Annotated in this window: 15 protein-coding genes; 8 read left to right on the top strand and 7 right to left on the bottom strand. The window is 37.8% G+C overall.

The window, feature by feature from the left end; all coding sequences use genetic code 11:
• Window positions 1-20: 20 nt before the first annotated feature.
• From JIV24_RS20675 to JIV24_RS20665, 3 genes are read right to left on the bottom strand one after another with little or no spacing between them, the layout of a single operon-like run.
• Window positions 21-845 (bottom strand): hypothetical protein, encoded by an 825-nt coding sequence (locus tag JIV24_RS20675; protein ID WP_200466988.1) that lies wholly within the window; start codon window positions 843-845, stop codon window positions 21-23.
• Window positions 846-888: 43 nt separating this feature from the next.
• Complete coding sequence (locus JIV24_RS20670; protein ID WP_200466987.1) at window positions 889-1,317, bottom strand: hypothetical protein; 429 nt, start codon at window positions 1,315-1,317, stop codon at window positions 889-891.
• A gap of 33 nt (window positions 1,318-1,350) precedes the next feature.
• Window positions 1,351-1,578: a hypothetical protein gene (locus tag JIV24_RS20665; RefSeq protein WP_200466986.1), complete on the bottom strand. Its 228-nt coding sequence runs from the start codon at window positions 1,576-1,578 to the stop codon at window positions 1,351-1,353.
• A 302-nt stretch (window positions 1,579-1,880) separates the two neighbouring features.
• Between JIV24_RS20665 and JIV24_RS20660 the strand changes: the two genes are divergently transcribed.
• The 3 genes from JIV24_RS20660 to JIV24_RS20650 are packed head-to-tail and all read left to right on the top strand — an operon-like array spanning window position 1,881 to window position 3,360.
• A complete protein-coding gene (locus JIV24_RS20660; protein WP_200466985.1) occupies window positions 1,881-2,378 on the top strand; it encodes a hypothetical protein in 498 nt (165 codons plus the stop codon).
• A 4-nt stretch (window positions 2,379-2,382) separates the two neighbouring features.
• Window positions 2,383-2,862 carry a hypothetical protein gene (locus tag JIV24_RS20655; protein ID WP_200466984.1) on the top strand — a complete coding sequence of 160 codons (480 nt, stop codon included), beginning with the start codon at window positions 2,383-2,385 and terminating at the stop codon, window positions 2,860-2,862.
• 12 nt (window positions 2,863-2,874) lie between these two features.
• On the top strand, window positions 2,875-3,360 hold the full coding sequence (locus JIV24_RS20650) for a hypothetical protein (RefSeq protein WP_200466983.1): 486 nt from the start codon (window positions 2,875-2,877) through the stop codon (window positions 3,358-3,360).
• A gap of 86 nt (window positions 3,361-3,446) precedes the next feature.
• On the opposite strand, the gene JIV24_RS20645 is transcribed toward JIV24_RS20650, so the two are convergent.
• The gene (locus JIV24_RS20645) at window positions 3,447-5,135 is read right to left on the bottom strand and encodes a recombinase family protein (RefSeq protein ID WP_200466982.1); all 1,689 of its coding nucleotides are present in this window, start codon (window positions 5,133-5,135) and stop codon (window positions 3,447-3,449) included.
• A gap of 217 nt (window positions 5,136-5,352) precedes the next feature.
• Here JIV24_RS20645 and sfsA point away from each other — a divergent pair, with 217 nt between their 5' ends.
• The 3 genes from sfsA (at window position 5,353) to JIV24_RS20630 (ending at window position 9,982) form a co-directional block, all read left to right on the top strand.
• Window positions 5,353-6,051, top strand: a complete 699-nt coding sequence (gene sfsA / locus JIV24_RS20640) for a DNA/RNA nuclease SfsA (RefSeq protein ID WP_200466981.1) — start codon at window positions 5,353-5,355, stop codon at window positions 6,049-6,051.
• A gap of 147 nt (window positions 6,052-6,198) precedes the next feature.
• A complete protein-coding gene (locus tag JIV24_RS20635; protein ID WP_200466980.1) occupies window positions 6,199-8,085 on the top strand; it encodes a hypothetical protein in 1,887 nt (628 codons plus the stop codon).
• Window positions 8,069-9,982 carry a DUF3857 domain-containing protein gene (locus JIV24_RS20630; protein WP_200466979.1) on the top strand — a complete coding sequence of 638 codons (1,914 nt, stop codon included), beginning with the start codon at window positions 8,069-8,071 and terminating at the stop codon, window positions 9,980-9,982. Before JIV24_RS20635 ends, JIV24_RS20630 begins: the two co-directional genes overlap by 17 nt.
• A gap of 42 nt (window positions 9,983-10,024) precedes the next feature.
• Here JIV24_RS20630 and JIV24_RS20625 read toward each other — a convergent pair whose 3' ends face one another.
• The 3 genes from JIV24_RS20625 to JIV24_RS20615 all read right to left on the bottom strand — a co-directional run bounded on the left by JIV24_RS20625 (window position 10,025) and on the right by JIV24_RS20615 (window position 12,318).
• Window positions 10,025-10,948: a DUF6263 family protein gene (locus JIV24_RS20625; RefSeq protein ID WP_200466978.1), complete on the bottom strand. Its 924-nt coding sequence runs from the start codon at window positions 10,946-10,948 to the stop codon at window positions 10,025-10,027.
• A 79-nt stretch (window positions 10,949-11,027) separates the two neighbouring features.
• Window positions 11,028-11,495: a hypothetical protein gene (locus JIV24_RS20620; RefSeq protein WP_200466977.1), complete on the bottom strand. Its 468-nt coding sequence runs from the start codon at window positions 11,493-11,495 to the stop codon at window positions 11,028-11,030.
• A gap of 112 nt (window positions 11,496-11,607) precedes the next feature.
• Complete coding sequence (locus tag JIV24_RS20615) at window positions 11,608-12,318, bottom strand: XRE family transcriptional regulator (RefSeq protein WP_200466976.1); 711 nt, start codon at window positions 12,316-12,318, stop codon at window positions 11,608-11,610.
• Window positions 12,319-12,558: 240 nt separating this feature from the next.
• Here JIV24_RS20615 and dinB point away from each other — a divergent pair, with 240 nt between their 5' ends.
• Window positions 12,559-13,815, top strand: coding sequence for a DNA polymerase IV (gene dinB, locus JIV24_RS20610; protein ID WP_200466975.1), 1,257 nt, complete (start codon window positions 12,559-12,561; stop codon window positions 13,813-13,815).
• Window positions 13,816-13,863: 48 nt separating this feature from the next.
• Window positions 13,864-16,839 (top strand): DNA polymerase III subunit alpha, encoded by a 2,976-nt coding sequence (locus tag JIV24_RS20605; RefSeq protein ID WP_200466974.1) that lies wholly within the window; start codon window positions 13,864-13,866, stop codon window positions 16,837-16,839.
• Window positions 16,840-16,919: the final 80 nt, after the last annotated feature.

Below are 16,919 nucleotides of genomic sequence, written 5' to 3'. Positions count from 1 at the left end.
TTTCAATAGGCAGCAAGGAACTAAAAGTAATTATAACCGCTGCAATAGTGGTCCAGTTTTGGAACGAAAAGAGCATCTTCATCCTCTTCAATTTCATTATCTGTAACTATTTTAAAAACAGTATATTCTTCATTGACAAAATCATAACTAAAGAAGAACATGTCATGGTCTTTATACATAATGACAAAATCCTCACTAATTATAAGGTTATATTTCAAATTGGTTAGTTCTGTACTTAATTCTTTAAGTTTCTCTCTCTCTAATTGCGTTCCTTTTGAGATTACTTCAGTTCCATCGATATTATAAAACTCAGCATACACCTCACGCAGTTCTTCATAGCTTTTATTACTCTTCCATTTATCCAGTAGCAATTGATAGTACTCCTCTTGCTCATTAATATCAGTATCATACGGTGGGCGGAAATCGAAATCACTATCAAAAAGATCGTTTTCTTGTTCACGATTATTATAAAGGACTTTATCTAACTGCTTTACCTTAATAAGAATCCTACTTGTATCAATTGGATCAATAGTTTTACTAATATTCAGCACCTTATTAAGTGGAATCCTAATTGTCTTTGCATCATTACCCTCAAAATGATAAAAACGCACCAACTCTTTAGTAGTAAAGAACGTGTAAGTCTCATATTTAGAACCCACCTCCTCTGTTTTTGAAAACCACAACCCAAAAATAACGTCATTAACATGTACTAAGTTTAATTCCGTTAACCGATCGAGTAACTCACCATCAACATCTCCATTAACAATTATATCTCTTGACTTATTAAAGCTATTACATGCTAATAGTAGCATTGTAATTATTATTGTTGATGATAGCTTTAGCATATTTTGTAATTTTATCAGTTTAAAGTGTTTAGCAGGGAAAAATTTAGGAAAACAATCTTCGGTCAATTTCCGGTGGTCTTAATCTGGTTGAACGATAGAATCCTAAGACCTTTTTAATCTTGTTGATAACCCCTTTGTGGTCATTCTTATTGGGATTAAAGCCACAAATTCGACATCTATTGGATTCAATGGCGACTTCATAACTGATGTACCTCACCTGCCTTTGTGCATAGTCGGTTTCGGTAAAATATTTATCTGAACCACATTGAGGGCAACAGTAAAGCATATTCGAGCCTTGAGGAATCTCATTCTTGAAAAGTGTTTTAATTTCTTCAAAACCCAACCCTCTACTTCTTGCCTCATCAAGTATGAATTGCTGTGAACTACCCATGAAACCCTTTATTCGATAGCCAATGAATTTAGCCAGTTCAATATCAGTAAGGTTACTTATGAATTTTTGTAGTTCATCCATGGTTAAGTTTAACTGTATATTAAGTAGCGGTGATTAATTTAATAAATCGAATGTCCAATATGCTGTCTGAACAACCCAAGCCCAAAACACGCATTTAGAATAATTCTTAAAGCTTAGTTTTTCTACATCCAATACGTTTGTAATTGAGCCATACTTCATTGATGGAGATTTAGGTGTTAAATTATCATCTCCTGTGCTTTTTAAAGCGGAATACAACCCTAGCCATGTAACTCCAATGACATAAGGACTAATACATGCCATAACTACCCTGTTAATTGCATCGCTTGATACAAGTTCAATTTCATTAACAAGATTGTAAGATATACCAAGAATTAAGCTAGATATTGGAATTATATACCAAAAGAATATTTTGTAGTTAATCTTCTGAAGTAAGAAATATAGATAGAACATGAGGTTATTTTGGGTTTTATTAGCCTAAAGATAGTAGTCTGTACTGAAAAATAATTAGAAAATGTATTAAATAATAAACATTCATCACCGTTTAGGCAGGTATATTGTCATCTTGTTTGTTAAAACATCGAAATAAATTAATTTCAACGATTATGACCAAATCATTATCACAAGCCGATATTAAAGAACTGCGTTATCAATGTCGAATGGGATACCTTCTTCCGGTATTTTTATGCGCTTTACTAAGCTATGTAATTGTTGGATTTCATCAATACAATTCAGATTTCGAGGAGATAGTTTTTACAAGCATTGATGGTTTAATCATTCTGGCATGTGTTATTTTTTCAATTTGGGTAAGCTACCAGATGAACGGCAAGTATTATCAGGATATCAGAAACAATATAAAGGTTGCTGAACGAAAGGTAATTCAAAAAAAACAGGCAAAACGTGACTTTGAAGCCGGTAGTGGTAATATGACCACATTGCCCCATAATAATCCAATGAATGAATTCACTCGATTCGATTTTATAATGGATAATACCCTTTACAGAGTGGATAAAGATTTATTTGAGAGTTGTTCTGATGGTGATAAAGTAAGCTTTTATTACGCTCCTAAAAGCAAGTATTTATTGAGCATTGAAAAGGATTAGACTAATGAAAAATAAATGCGTAAGAATCACAGTGGCTCTTTTATTTATCTTCTTGTTTTCGAACTTTAGTTGTGAAATGATGTACCACAAACTTGAGAGAAATGACAACTATAGAATTGAATGTGCTGAACCTAAAATGAACGATGGCTACATGGTTTTAGATTTCACAATTTACATCAAACCGAAAGTGTTAGATAAGAAAGCTACTTATAGAATTAAACCGATACTCTCAACTGGAGACACAACTATACTCTTCAATACTCATGTTTTAACAGAGGAATTGATTGAAAGCTTACACCCCACAGTTTCATGGAAAAACGGTGGCAGCTTCCATTTTACCGATTCTACTAAGGTAAATAACAACAACATTAACGAATACGAAGTTTTAGCTAAGCAATATATAACTAGGGGGACGATTGATGAACCATATGATAGAATTGACCTGAACCTTTATCTAATGTATTCCAACGTAAGCAAAAATTAAACCGAACACTGAATGACCAAGTACACTTCAAACAACTACTTCCTCTTTGACAAAATAGTGCCAGTTATCGCCCTAATAGGCATTTCTGGAGTCCTAACCTTCCGAACTGACAATACCACAGTTATTTTGGTTGGCATTTCAATCTTGATATTGTTACTGACTGTGCTTGTCCGGCTATTATCAAAACTAGTGTCAGTCGAATTAACTGACAATGGAATCACGGTAAACCACCTCATCAATCGAAATCAAACCACCATAGCCTACCATAATATAGTAGAATTACAGCACCAATTTCGATATCCAGTTTTCAGCAGGAATAGAATCAAATACCAATTAGGTCTTGGTGGTAAAGTTAAGGAGTTAAAGTTCGCCAGTGTTGTTCCTAATGGCGAATTTAATGAGTTTGCAAGCTGGTTGAAAAGTAAGAACAGCAAAATTGAATTCACCTTTTTACCTGCGGACTCACCTGTCGAAGTTGAATTTAAGGGGAGGGATTGAATCATCCCATGAATACTGATTCTATCAGTGTTATCACCCTAACTCCCAACCTTACGTGCAGATAACAAACAAAATAAAGAATCTGCTTATTTAAGTACTTCTCGCAAATGTATCACATCGTATGCAATCTTCGCCTCGATGTCAACAAGGCTGCCAATTCCATTAATACCACCCCTATTGAATCCTGCATCTACAATATTTTTATAATTACTTATTCCTTTGGTCGCTATACCTGTGAGTTCCCACTTAAACAATATATATTCACTCCAGTTGCTCATTATATACTCCATCTGTCCTCCAGAATAAGCTTCAATTTTCACATTAATAAAGATTTCCTTCTTATTCCTAAAATATTTATCAATACCTTCAATTTTTGGCTTATCAATACGCTGCACCTCGAAATGCTTAATATGTTTTTTTGCAAATACCTTAAAAGTTTTTATATCTACAATTGATTCGACATTCTGATCATCATCTATGGATTCTATTTGTCTATCAATTTCTTTCACTCGGTCATTACAGCTTAAAAGTCTTTCATCATAACTGGTATTATCATCACGAACCTTGGCAATAAGTTTATCTCGTTTTACTTTAGTGATTTCATCATCATAGTAATCTTCTCTAATCTTCTCAATTTTTGAGTCTACTCTACTTTTGCTTTTCTCAATGGTTGGAATATCTAGTTCCACAATTTTTTTCTTCTCTACCAAAAGACTCTCTTTCAATTCCAAACTTTTCGCCCCTTTGATGACTAACAAGTTAAAGAAAGTAAGAATACTATTATTTAGCTTTTTAAAATCAAAAGACGAAAATACATCACACCTCTGCTTTGCTCTCATATAACTGGTACACTTATATATAGGTCGTCTTTTATCCCGTCCAACATATAAACGACTTCCACAACTACAAAAACAAACTCCAACAAGTGGATTAATTAAACTCCTATCTCTTTGTACATTATTCCCTCTACTACTAATGATTTCTTGTGCCTTATTGAATAAATCATCCGGTATTAGCGCAGGCACACTATATACCTCACCTAACACGACTCGTTCTCCCTTATACTGTCTGTTTTTTATAATTTTTAATAGTGAAGATGCTGTCCATTTATCTCCAGTTGGTGATGGTTTATTATTTAGATTTAAAATTTTTGCAATCCTTCCACTTCCTAACCCTGATGTGTATAAGTTGAAAATTTCAAAAACATCCTCAATTTTATCTGGATCAACTTCAATTTCTTTTGTTTTTTCGTTTACCATATAACCGTAAAGTGGCTTTCCACCAAGTGTCTTCTTTTGCTCTAAACTTCGAGGAATAGAAGTGTTAACCCGGTCTACAATTCGCCTTTTCTCACTTTCAGCAAGTTGTGAAAATAGTGTAATAACGATATCAACTCCCTCATCAACACTTCCATCTTTTTTCAACATCGTTAAAGGAGGCGATACAATATGTACGTTTATCGGCTCATCATGTTTTATGAAATAATTTATCGCATCCCAAATAATAACTTTTTCTCTTCCAATTCGGCTTACTTCATCAAAAACGACATTCAATTCTGAACGATTTGGGCATGATTCGATAAAGTCAATCATCTCTTTGTATCCCTCACGTTTCATAACTGGCACTGAACCACTAACATCGTCCTTGAAGTTTTTTATAATCACAAAATCCTTATCGTCACAAAAATCTTCAATGGGTTTCATTTGACGCTCTATGTCCTGCCGTGAGGAATCTGTAGATACACGCCTATAAGTGATAGCTTTACCTTTCTTCATAACCAATACATTTAAGGTAAAGATAGAAAAAAAATTTACCCCCTACAACTTACCTTCCGGTTTTCCCTCAGGTAGTTTTGGCAAAGCAGAAGAAATGCTTGGCACAATGCAACAAGCTCCACAATTATCACGACACTTCATAAGTCAAATCATTTGTGGCGACAAAAATATATTTTTCCTCGTTAATTGATACTTTTACAAATCAATAAAACAGCTAATGAAGTTTGAAACACCTTTAATTCACGGTTATTTAATCAAGCGCTATAAACGTTTCTTAAGCGACATAAGGCTTGATGATGGCTCTATTGTGGTAGCCCATTGTACAAATAGTGGATCTATGAAAACATGTATTGAAGAAGGTGCCGAGGTATACCTTTCGCCAGCCAAAGATCCAAAACGAAAGACTCGCTATACCTGGGAAATGATTAAGCTTAATGGAGATTGGGTGGGCATTAACACCATGCACCCAAATCTAATTGCTTATGAAGCAATTAAAACAAACAAGATTAAAGCACTTAGTGGGTATACTCATGTACAGCGCGAAGTTAAAACCGGAGACAGCCGTATAGATATAATGGCACAAAATGAATCAGAAACATGCTTTATTGAGGTTAAAAATGTCACCATGAAAGATGGTGATTTTGCTCGCTTCCCCGATGCTGTAACAACACGAGGTAAAAAACACCTTGTAGAATTAATCCGATTAAAGAAAGAAGGCATTCGAACAGTAATGCTTTACATTATTCAGCGCAGTGATGTTAAGCAATTTGCACCAGCCCATCAAATCGATCCTGAATATGCCAATACATTAAGTTTAGCATATCAGGAAGGTGTAGAAATAATACCAATCAGGGTTAAAGTGCGTCCTGAAGAAATTGTTATTGATCAAGTGCTAGAATTTGACTTAAACCCATAGCACAAAAGGGTTACTTAAACTTCGAAACATTAATTCCCTCTTATATAACAATTCTAAATTATAAATAAACATTACAAAAGTTAACTACACTGCACTGTTTCTTGATTTAATATTTCTATTTTAGAAAGGAATATTAAATCCTACCCAATGAAAAGAACATCTATGTTACTACTGCTGATAATGGCAGTATCCTTCTTACGTGCAGAAAAAGCACCCATCAAATTTGGCAAAGTCAGCATTGAAGAACTAGAAATGACGGTGTACGAACCAGACACTTCAGCAACTGCTGTTGTATTATGTAAATACGCACACTTCCAAGCAAATGACCTAACATACCGACTAACAAGACGAGTGAAAATATTAAAGAAAGCTGGAACTGAATATTCTGAGTATACTTTCCCTGGTGGTGAAGATGTAAATATTCGCGGTCGCGTATATAATCTTGTAAATGGTGAAATAATTGAAGAAAAACTGAAAAGAGAAAGCATTTTCAAGGAGAAAGTCACCGAAGACTATTACCGAATTAGGGTAGCAATGCCAAATATAAAAGTAGGAACTGTTTTTGACATTGAAATATCACATTCACTTTTACCTTCTGAGTTTGCATTTCAAGAGATCATCCCGGTGAAACATGCTGAAATAAAACTTGAGGAAGCAGATATCATAACTTACCGAAAGCGAGCCATTGGCTACCACAGCGTCAAGCATATTGGGTCAAATACGTATCGCATTCAAGAAGTGCCTGCATTTAAGAAGGAGGCCTACATGAGCTCAATAGAAAACTACATGGCAAAATTTGAATTTGACATTCTGAATATATCGGCTCATGACTTAGGAATCTATCAAAATTTTACAACATCATGGGATGCTGTGAACGATAGGCTTGCCAGTGATCGCTACTTTGGTCATGCCATAATGAATGGCTCAACCTATCTCACAAAAATAAAAAAGAAGATTGAAGCCAATTATACGACTGACATTGACAAGGTGAAAGCAGCTTACAATGAAATTAAGAAAATAAAATGGAATGGAATTGAATCTGTTTACAGTGCTAGTCTGTCGTTATCAACACCCTATAAAGAAGGGCAAGCCAACTCTGCAGAAATAAATATGATGCTAATGCAACTGCTAATGAAGCTGGATCTCCCTGCCTTTCCAGTGGTTATAAGCACCAGAGATAATGGTCGTCTTCATCGCTTCTATCCTAGCTACAGAAAACTTAACTACATGATGGTATGGACCATGATTGACGACAAGGAATATGTACTCGATGCTACAGAACCTTTTCTGCCTTTTGGTATGCTACCTAAGAGATGCCTTAACCAGCATGGTCGACTAGTTACAAATAAAACCGGCAAATGGTTAGATTTAGATACAGATTTAGAAGATAAAGATGTTATCATGTATCAACTCAATGTCACTGATGAAATGGTTATGGAAGGAAACATCAGTCAATATCATTATGATTATTCAGCATTAAACTTTCGTAAGAGCATGAATAAGTACGCCAGTAATGATGAGTATTTAAACACAATGGAAAATGTGTACTCTGGCCTAACCATAAAAGATTACTCAGTCGAAAATCTTGACAGTTTAAATAAGCCTGTTAAAGAAGAATACCAGGTTAGTATAAAAAATAAGATTGAAGTTATCAATGATATGGCATTGATTAATCCTTTCTTGTTTGAAAAGATAGAAGATAACCCATTTAAAATAGATGAACGTAAATTTCCGGTTGACTTTGCTTACAAAAGAGAAAAATACCTCATTTCAAAAATAAATATCCCAGAAGATTATCAGTTTGAAGAAATTCCGAAACCAATTAAAGCGGTACTACCAGATAAAACTGCAACGGTTTTAATCAATTATCAGGCACTTGGAAACACCATCACCGTAACATACCGGTTAAAACTCAATAAACCATCCTACAGTGTTGAGGAGTATAAGTATTTGAAATCTCTTTATGCTGCCATTATTAATAAACATGCCGAACCAATTGTTATTAAACGCATACAAAATGAAGCATCATTGTAATCTCCTTGTGTTTGCCCTACTATTTCTTTCCAATAGCATTTGGGCAAAAGATAAGCTTAAGTATCCTGTTGATGAAATACCGAAGGCCCTCTTATCCAATGCCCATGCTGTAGTTCGATATCAATCCTCAACCACTGAATACGTTAGCGCAAGTCGGATGGCAAGTAAACAAACAATCGCTATAACCATCTTAAAAGAAAGTGCGCTTGAATTATCCTATTTTACAGAGGGCTACACCAAACTGTATAAAATAGAAGATATTGAGGGTGCAGTATATGACCGCGCAGGTAAACGAATAAAAAGGTTTAAACAGGATGATATCATCGATCGCAGTGCCATTTCAGAAGCATCGTTATATGATGATACGCGAGTTAAGCTAATTGATCCTAAATGCACTGATTACCCATTTACTGTTGAGTATTCATATTCGATGAAGATGAATAATTCTTACATCTGGCCAAGCTGGTCGCTATACAAAGGCATGAATGTTTCAGTCCAGGAGTCAGTTGTATCTTACAAAGTACCTCAAGACTACAATTTTAGGTATAAAGTCTCCAATTTCGATCAAGAGGTACAGATTAGTGAAGAAGATGACTGTAAAACTTACACCTGGAAAGCTCAAAATTACGCGGCACCAACTTTTGAGCCACTATCACCACCGGTATCAATATGGGCACCTAACATTGATGTAGCGCCAAGCTATTTTGAATTAAAGGGCTATAATGGTAACCTGGAAAGTTGGAAAGGATTTGGTGATTTTTGCTATTCATTAATAGAAGGAAGAGATAACATTCCTGAAGAAACCATTAATGAAATAGGCCAATCTCTTACGGATGAAATGACAGATTACGAGAAAATTAGTAAAATCTATGAATTTTCTCAGAAGAAGAATCGTTATATCAGTATACAAGAAGGCATCGGTGGGCAACAGCCTTTCGATGCAGAAACAGTAGATCGCCTGTCATACGGAGATTGTAAAGCCTTAACTAACTATATCATGTCAATCCTCAATCACTTTGGATACAAGAGTCATTACACCATCGTTAGTGCAGGTGAAGATAATACCAAAATCGATCCAGAGTTTGTGGCAGATAACTTCAACCATGTTTTTTTAAATGTTGAGTTACCTAAGGACACACTATGGATTGAATGTACGAACTCACACTCTCCTTGTGGTTACATTAGTGACTTTACTGATGACAGAAATGTTTTAGTTGTTAAAAACGGAAATTCGGAATTAATCAAAACACCATCGTACTCTGCCGAGGAAAATCGCCAGGCTATTAACGCAATAGTCAATCTCAATTCAGATGGTTATGCCGAAGCAAATGTAAGAGCCAGTTACAAAGGGGCACTTTATGGTAATGAATTTTGGCTGACCACACTTGACGAGCAGGACCGAAAGAAACACATTACTAATTCTATCGATATACCTACGTTCAAGATTGATAAGTATGATATTGATGTGATAAAAAAACGCAGCCCCGAGCTACACAAAACCATCGATCTTATCTTACCTGATTTTGCAACGAAAATGGGAACACGCTTACTTCTAAAAACAAATAAGGTCAATGATTTCTCTACCATCCCAGCTTACGCAAGAAATAGAAAAAACCCTGTTTATATTAGACACAACTACAGCGAATGTGATACCTTAACCTATAACATCCCGGAGAATATGCAGATAGAATCAATTCCAAAAGATGTGAATGTAGATACGCCGTATGGCCGATATTGCTGCAGCATAAAGAATATGAACAATCAATTAATCGTGTACCGCTACTTAGAAATTAACAAAGGAATGTACCCTAAAGAGGAGTACAATATCTTCAGAGAGTTTCTGGAAAAAATAGCAACTGCTGATAAAGCCACGACAATTCTCATCCCTAAAACATAAAAAAGCCGGCATTGCCGGCTTTTTCATTGCTCTATAATCAGTTTACATACTGGTATAAGTCGATTCGCTTGTAATCTTCATTGGCATTTCCATTGGCGCCGGCAACTGAGGTGACTCAATGGCCACATTTCCATCCAGCTTTTGAATTAGCTTAAGCTCCGAAGGCCAGCCTGTTTTGGCATTTATATTAGCCGAGAAAGAAATATCGCCTTTCAGGTCAAAGTGCTGTGTCATCCCCATTTGCTGCATAGTCTGCCCTTCTGCAGTAGCCATAGTTCCTGTACCTGACAGTTTTACTTCGCTGCTATTAACAGCTTCTACATTGTAGTTAAAAACATTATTAATTAGCACTGGCTGTTTAAGCTTGGTATTACTGGTCCACTTTGAACCTACTTTTACCTTTTCTGCCGGATAAATAATTAACATGCTGCTCAAAGTGTGTTTCATATTATCATCTGAGAACTGTCCCGAAAGAGTTTGCTTCATCATTTCAGCTTGCTGTGGGTTATCACCAAAAGCCGCAACTACTTTATTAGCTATCTCCTCAAAACCTTTTACTTCCTTGATATTCCCACGATCATCAAACTTCATTTGGAACTTATGCCCCACAAGCAAGCTAAATGTCTTATTTAGCGGATTTGTTTCATCGGCCGACGTATCATTTGAGTCATAACTCATGTTCATCATCGGACTTTCCATTTTAAATAGCATGGATTCAAATACAACTTCTGACGAATAAACATTGCTACTTTTTCCTTTGATAGTTACAGAGATGTCTCCTCCCAAAGTATTCTTAATATTTTGAGACATGCCCGATATGTTTTGCTCAATTAACTGAACAGTATTCTGTTTTAAGCTATAGGTTTCACCAACCTTCAGATTATAGCGTAATGACTTTTGGGCCGATACGTTAAAAGACAATAAAATAGCTACCAATAGTAGCAACGTTTGATTTAGCTTCTTCATTTCTATTAGGTTTTTTAATATTGCTACACGAAGCTAAGAAAAAATATCTAGGATTGCTCACTTCGTAGTTTAAGCTAAGTTACTCTTGCAGTCTGATGTATTTTTCAATCAGTAATAAATTCTCATCCCCAAGGCCAAGCTCTTCTAACTCCTCAACACCTTGCTGAATCAAAGTATCCCCCTTTAGCTCCAATTTAAAATGAAATGCATGTGTTTCCCATTCACGTGCTGTACAAAAGTCAAGGTTCTCGGTATATTCTCCATTTTTAAAAGCAACCGTTCCTCCCCCCGACATGTAGGCTACATTTGTACTGTCTTTGCCTTGCTTGAGGTCATGCAGAAAAAAAGCGAAATGTGTGGGTGTGATTATCTTAATCATCTCCTGCCCTTCAATCATATTTGAAGTGACCGAATCTTTACCGTAATAATCGGATGAAATTAATTGCCAGGTGCCCACGTATTGTTGCGGAAAAGCAGTTGTGTCTTTTTTTTCATCGCAGCAGGCATAACACAGCACTGCCACAAGCACTAATAAAATAGCTCTCATAGTTGTAAATATTTTAAGGTTCAGGGTAAAGATAACGAAGCTCTTGAACATTCAATAAAAAGCACGACCAAAGACCTAAAAAACACGATAAACACACCTACAAACTATGCCATTAATCAATTTCAAAACCGTTATAAGTTTCAAATTGCCACATTTCAGCAATTTTCTTCACCGCCAACTCATATGGCTTATAAACCCGATTGGTCGATACTAATAAAAATGCCTCATGCTCTTTTAGTCGATTATACACCACCTTAAAAACAATACCTTCATCGCGCGTAACAATAATGCAAGGCGTTCCATCCTTTATACTTTTCCAATTCTGGATGTACGAAGCTGTTACCCATGCACCCTCGGGTATTGGCAGCATCGAATCACCTTTTATTTGAAATGAACGATAGGTTTTATCCTGTGGTAAAAATGGTAATGAAAACTTAGGCAAAGAAGCTATAAAACCAGTATCACCATAGTCGGAGGTATAGCCAGCCTGTGCTTTTACTGGCACCATCTCAATATTCTCTTTCCCTTCTTTATCTACCGAAACCGTTAATAAACGTAACTTCTGTCCGGTCACATCAATATCAAAACCACCTTCTATCTGCGAAAGCTGAAACTCCGACAATGCATCGAGTTTGTAACGTACCAATGCATCAATGGATACATTAAAATACTCGGCAAACTTAATGAGTGTTTTAAATGGTGGCTGCACACTTTTCTCATAACCTGCCAAAGTCGTTCGTGTCAACTCTAAAGATGACGACAAATCACTCTGTGACAAACCCTTTCTCTTCCTTAAAAACTTAACATTCTCAGCAAAATACATATAAAATAGCTCCTTAGATTATTAGACTATAAACATTAGAACTAAGCTAAATCCTAACAAAATCAAACATCTAAAAAAATAGCACTTTAGTTCTCCATTTCGGTACTCATAGACCGTCATTTTTTTCATCCTCTCTCCCAGACACTTCTACTTTTTGTTAAAAAATAGTCTCCTATTACGCTGTACAAATATAAGAACATTGTCTATATTATAAACACAATAATGACGATATAATCGACAATGATAGACAAATCGATATTACACCTGGATTTAGACACTTTTTTTGTATCGTGTGAACGATTGATAAATAAAGAGTTGATAGGTGTGCCTGTGCTTATAGGTGGCACATCTGACAGAGGTGTGGTAGCCGCCTGCAGTTACGAAGCTCGCACTTACGGTATCCATTCAGCTATGCCTATGCGAATGGCCCGGCAACTATGCCCTCATGCTAAGGTTATCCGGGGAAACAGTCAGGCCTATAGTGAATTTTCGAATCAGATAACTGAAATCATCCGTGAGCGTTCGCCTTTGTTTGAAAAATCATCTATTGATGAATTTTACATTGATGTAACCGGCATGGATCGCTATATTCAAACCACCTATCTATGGGCCAAAGAACTACGCGACAAAATTATTCATGATACTAAACTACCAATCTCATTTGGCTTATCAACCAGTAAAACAGTAGCTAAAGTAGGTACTGGCGAGGCCAAACCCAATAACCACATTCAAATAAAAACCGGCTACGAAAAGCCCTTTCTGGCTCCTTTATCCATAAAAAAAATACCAATGGTGGGGAATAAAACCTATCATCTACTCCGACGAATGGGCATCGAAAGGGTACGTACTGTACAAGAAATGCCCATTGAACTCATGGAGCGCGTATTGGGTAAAAATGGCATTGCCATCTGGAAAAAAGCACAAGGCATAGACAACACACCTGTGATAGGCTGGAGCGAACGTAAGTCCATATCCACCGAACGCACTTTTGAGCAGGACACAACCGACATATACAATCTCAAAAGCATATTACTGGGCATGGCCGAAAGCCTGGCTTACCAACTGCGAAACAGCAACAAACTGACCTCCTGCGTATCGGTTAAAGTTCGTTACTCCGACTTTCAAACACACACCAAGCAGAGGCGCATTCCTTATACATCGCTCGATCATACTCTGATTGAAATTGTAAAGGATTTATTTGAAAAAGTGTACGACCGTCGCGTACTGGTACGTCTGATTGGGGTGCGATTCAGCAACCTGATTGGCGGCAGCTATCAAATAAGACTTTTCGAAGATTCATTTAAAATGATAAAGCTTTACCAGGCCATGGATAATCTGCGTGGGCGCTACGGCGAAGATGCTGTAAAACGAGCCCAGGGAATGCGTGCCCGACATGTAAAACAAATGAACCCTTTTAATGGACAAATGGATGGGGAAATTATACCACCAGGTCCGAAGCTTGAAGCCCGAAGTCCGGAGGCAGCGCATGGTACCTAGTGCACTGCACCCCTCTTCAGACGACTAACTGACTAATAACTAAAAAGCATGCTAACAAACTGCCATTCATATTACAGCTTTAAGTACGGCACCATCTCCACCGAAGACTTGATAAAAGTACTGGTGCACCATGGTTTTGATACTTTTGCACTAACTGACATAAATAATACTGCAGCCAGCATTGATTTTGTGCGCCTTGCTGCACAGCATAATATTAAACCAGCAGTGGGCGTCGATTTTCGCAATGGTGTACAACAACAATACGTAGCCATTGCAAAGAACAACGATGGCTTCAGGGAAATAAATGAATACCTGACACCTCATCTGCACGAAAAAATTGAATTTGACACACAAGCGCCTCCGTTTAAATACAGCTATGTGATTTATCCGTTTACTTATGCTGATGATGAATTGTGCAACAATGAGTTTATTGGCATATCTCTCGAGGATTTAAAACAACTGCCTTTTTCAAAATGGAAAAACCAACAGGATAAGCTAGTCATTAAACACACCTGTACCTTTCGAAATAAGCACGATTATAATGCGCACCGCCTGCTACGAGCCATTGACAATAATACGCTACTGAGCAAACTAAGCGAAGATGAGCAAGCCAACGAGGCCGATACGATAATTCCGAAAACTGATTTACTTGAGCTTTATAGCCAATATCCGCAAATAATTGAAAACACGAAACATTTACTAGCTTCATGCAGCATCGATTTTAACTTTGACACCAATAAAAACAAGCAAGTATTTAAAAATTCAAAAGAAGATGATTTTCAACGCCTGAAAAGGCGCTGCATAGAGGGCTTGACCTATCGCTTTCCGGATAAAAATGAGGCGGTTATTAAACGAATGAACAAAGAGCTGGAAGTGATTCGCGACCTGGGCTTTTGTGCCTATTTTTTAGTTACACTTGACATTGTAGACTATGCTCGTAGCAAAGGCTACTACTACATTGGCAGGGGAAGTGGTGCCAATAGCCTGGTAGCTTATTTGCTGCGTATCACCAATGTTGACCCCATTGAACTAGACTTATATTTTGAGCGTTTCATCAATCCTTTCCGCCAATCACCACCCGATTTTGACATTGATTTTTCGTGGACCGATCGTGATGATGTTACGCGCTACATTTTTGAAGAATACGGCTATGAACGCGTAGCACTATTGGGTAATTACATCACGTTTAAATACAAATCGGCCATCCGCGAAATAGCCAAGGTATTTGGTGTGCCCGATGATGAAATTGTTACGCTACAAAAAAATCCATCATCGGCCAACGGTAATAAATATGGACAATGGGTGATTAAATACAGCCAATTTATTGATGGCTTCCCCAGCCACTGCAGTATTCACTCAAGTGGCATCCTTATTTCAGAAGAGCCCATATCCTGCTACTCATCCACCGAATTATTACCCAAAGGCTTTCCTTCCACGCAATTTGACATGTACGTGGCCGAAGATGTAGGGCTGCACAAATTCGATATTTTGAGCCAGCGCGGATTGAGCAAAATTAAAGATTCACTGGATATTATAAGCGAAAACGAAGGCGTAGAGATAGATATTGACGACATCAAACGGCTAAAGACAGATGAGCAGATAAAAGAGTTGCTTAAAGTGGGTAAAGCCATTGGCTGCTTCTATGTGGAGTCACCCGCCATGCGCATGTTACTCACCAAGCTCAAGGCCGATGACTACTTGCGACTAGTGGCGGCCAGCTCCATTATTCGCCCAGGTGTGGCCAAAAGTGGCATGATGCGCGAATACATTCTTCGCTTTCAGAACCCGGAACGACGCGAACAGGCCAGAAAAGACTTACCAGATCTGTACAACATACTGGAAGAGACCTACGGCGTAATGGTGTATCAGGAAGATGTAATTAAGGTAGCGCATTACTTTGCCGGCTTGTCGCTGGATGAAGCAGATGTATTACGGCGTGGCATGTCGTGGAAATTCCGGCAACGTAACGAGTTTTGGAAAGTGCGCGAAAAATTCTTCAGCAACTGCCAAAATAAAGGCTATGCCGAGCAAACCGTAGCTGATATATGGCGACAAATTGAGAGCTTTGCCAACTATGCTTTTGCCAAAGGCCACTCGGCCAGCTATGCAGTTGAAAGCTATCAGGCCTTGTACCTGAAAGCCTATTACCCGCGCGAATACATGGTGGCCACCCTCAATAACGGTGGTGGTTTTTATCGTGCCGAACTGTATCTGCATGAAGCACGTATGCATGGTGCCATTGTTGAAGCTCCTTGTGTAAACCGCGGTGACTGGCCGTGTATTATCCGCGGCAAGCACCTCTTTCTGGGCTTCTTTATGCTACATGGCCTGGAACGAAAATCGGTGGAACTATTATTGAATGAACGTGGTTTATTTGGTGAGTTTACTAGTTTGGCCGATTTCATATCGCGTGTAGCCATCTCACTGGAACAACTCATGATACTTATCCGCATTGATGCCTTTCGTTTTACCGGCAAAACAAAGAAAGAACTGCTGTGGGATGCTCACCACCTGCTAGGACACAGTAAAGTCACCAAGCCTGAACCTACACTCTTTCAGCCAGAAGTACGCGAGTTTGAGCTGCCCGATCTATGGGAACACGAACTGGAAAGCGCCTTTGATGAGCTGGAATTATTGGGTTTCCCGCTCACATCGCCCTTTAAGCTTCTTGAAAAACAAATACCCAGCCTGCTTAAATCGGCCGACCTACCGCAATGCGTAAACAAAAACGTGGCTATTGTGGGCTATTTGATAACACGTAAACCTACACGTACCAGTAGTGGAGAAAGCATGTCGTTCGGCACCTTTCTGGACGTGGATGGCTATTGGCTCGATACGGTTCACTTTTCTCATTCGTTTAAGCGCTATCCGTTTCGAGGGCCGGGCTGCTACCTTATTCGGGGCAAAGTGGTAGAAGAGTATGGCTTTATATGCGTAGAAGTAAATCAGATGTATCGCTTAACTAATAAAAGCTTAGAAGAAAACACTCATCTACGCATAACAGCTGTAAGCCTTTCATATTAATATAAATCACTAGTGTCCGGTAAAAAGTCACCGGGCAGTACATTTTGAAGAACCACCCGGTATGTCTACTTTTAGTTTAC

Origin of the sequence: Carboxylicivirga marina, from assembly GCF_016612505.1 — a bacterium.
In the GTDB taxonomy this organism is placed as follows: Bacteria; Bacteroidota; Bacteroidia; order Bacteroidales; family Marinilabiliaceae; genus Carboxylicivirga; species Carboxylicivirga marina.
This window is presented reverse-complemented; position numbering and strand designations above follow the sequence as displayed.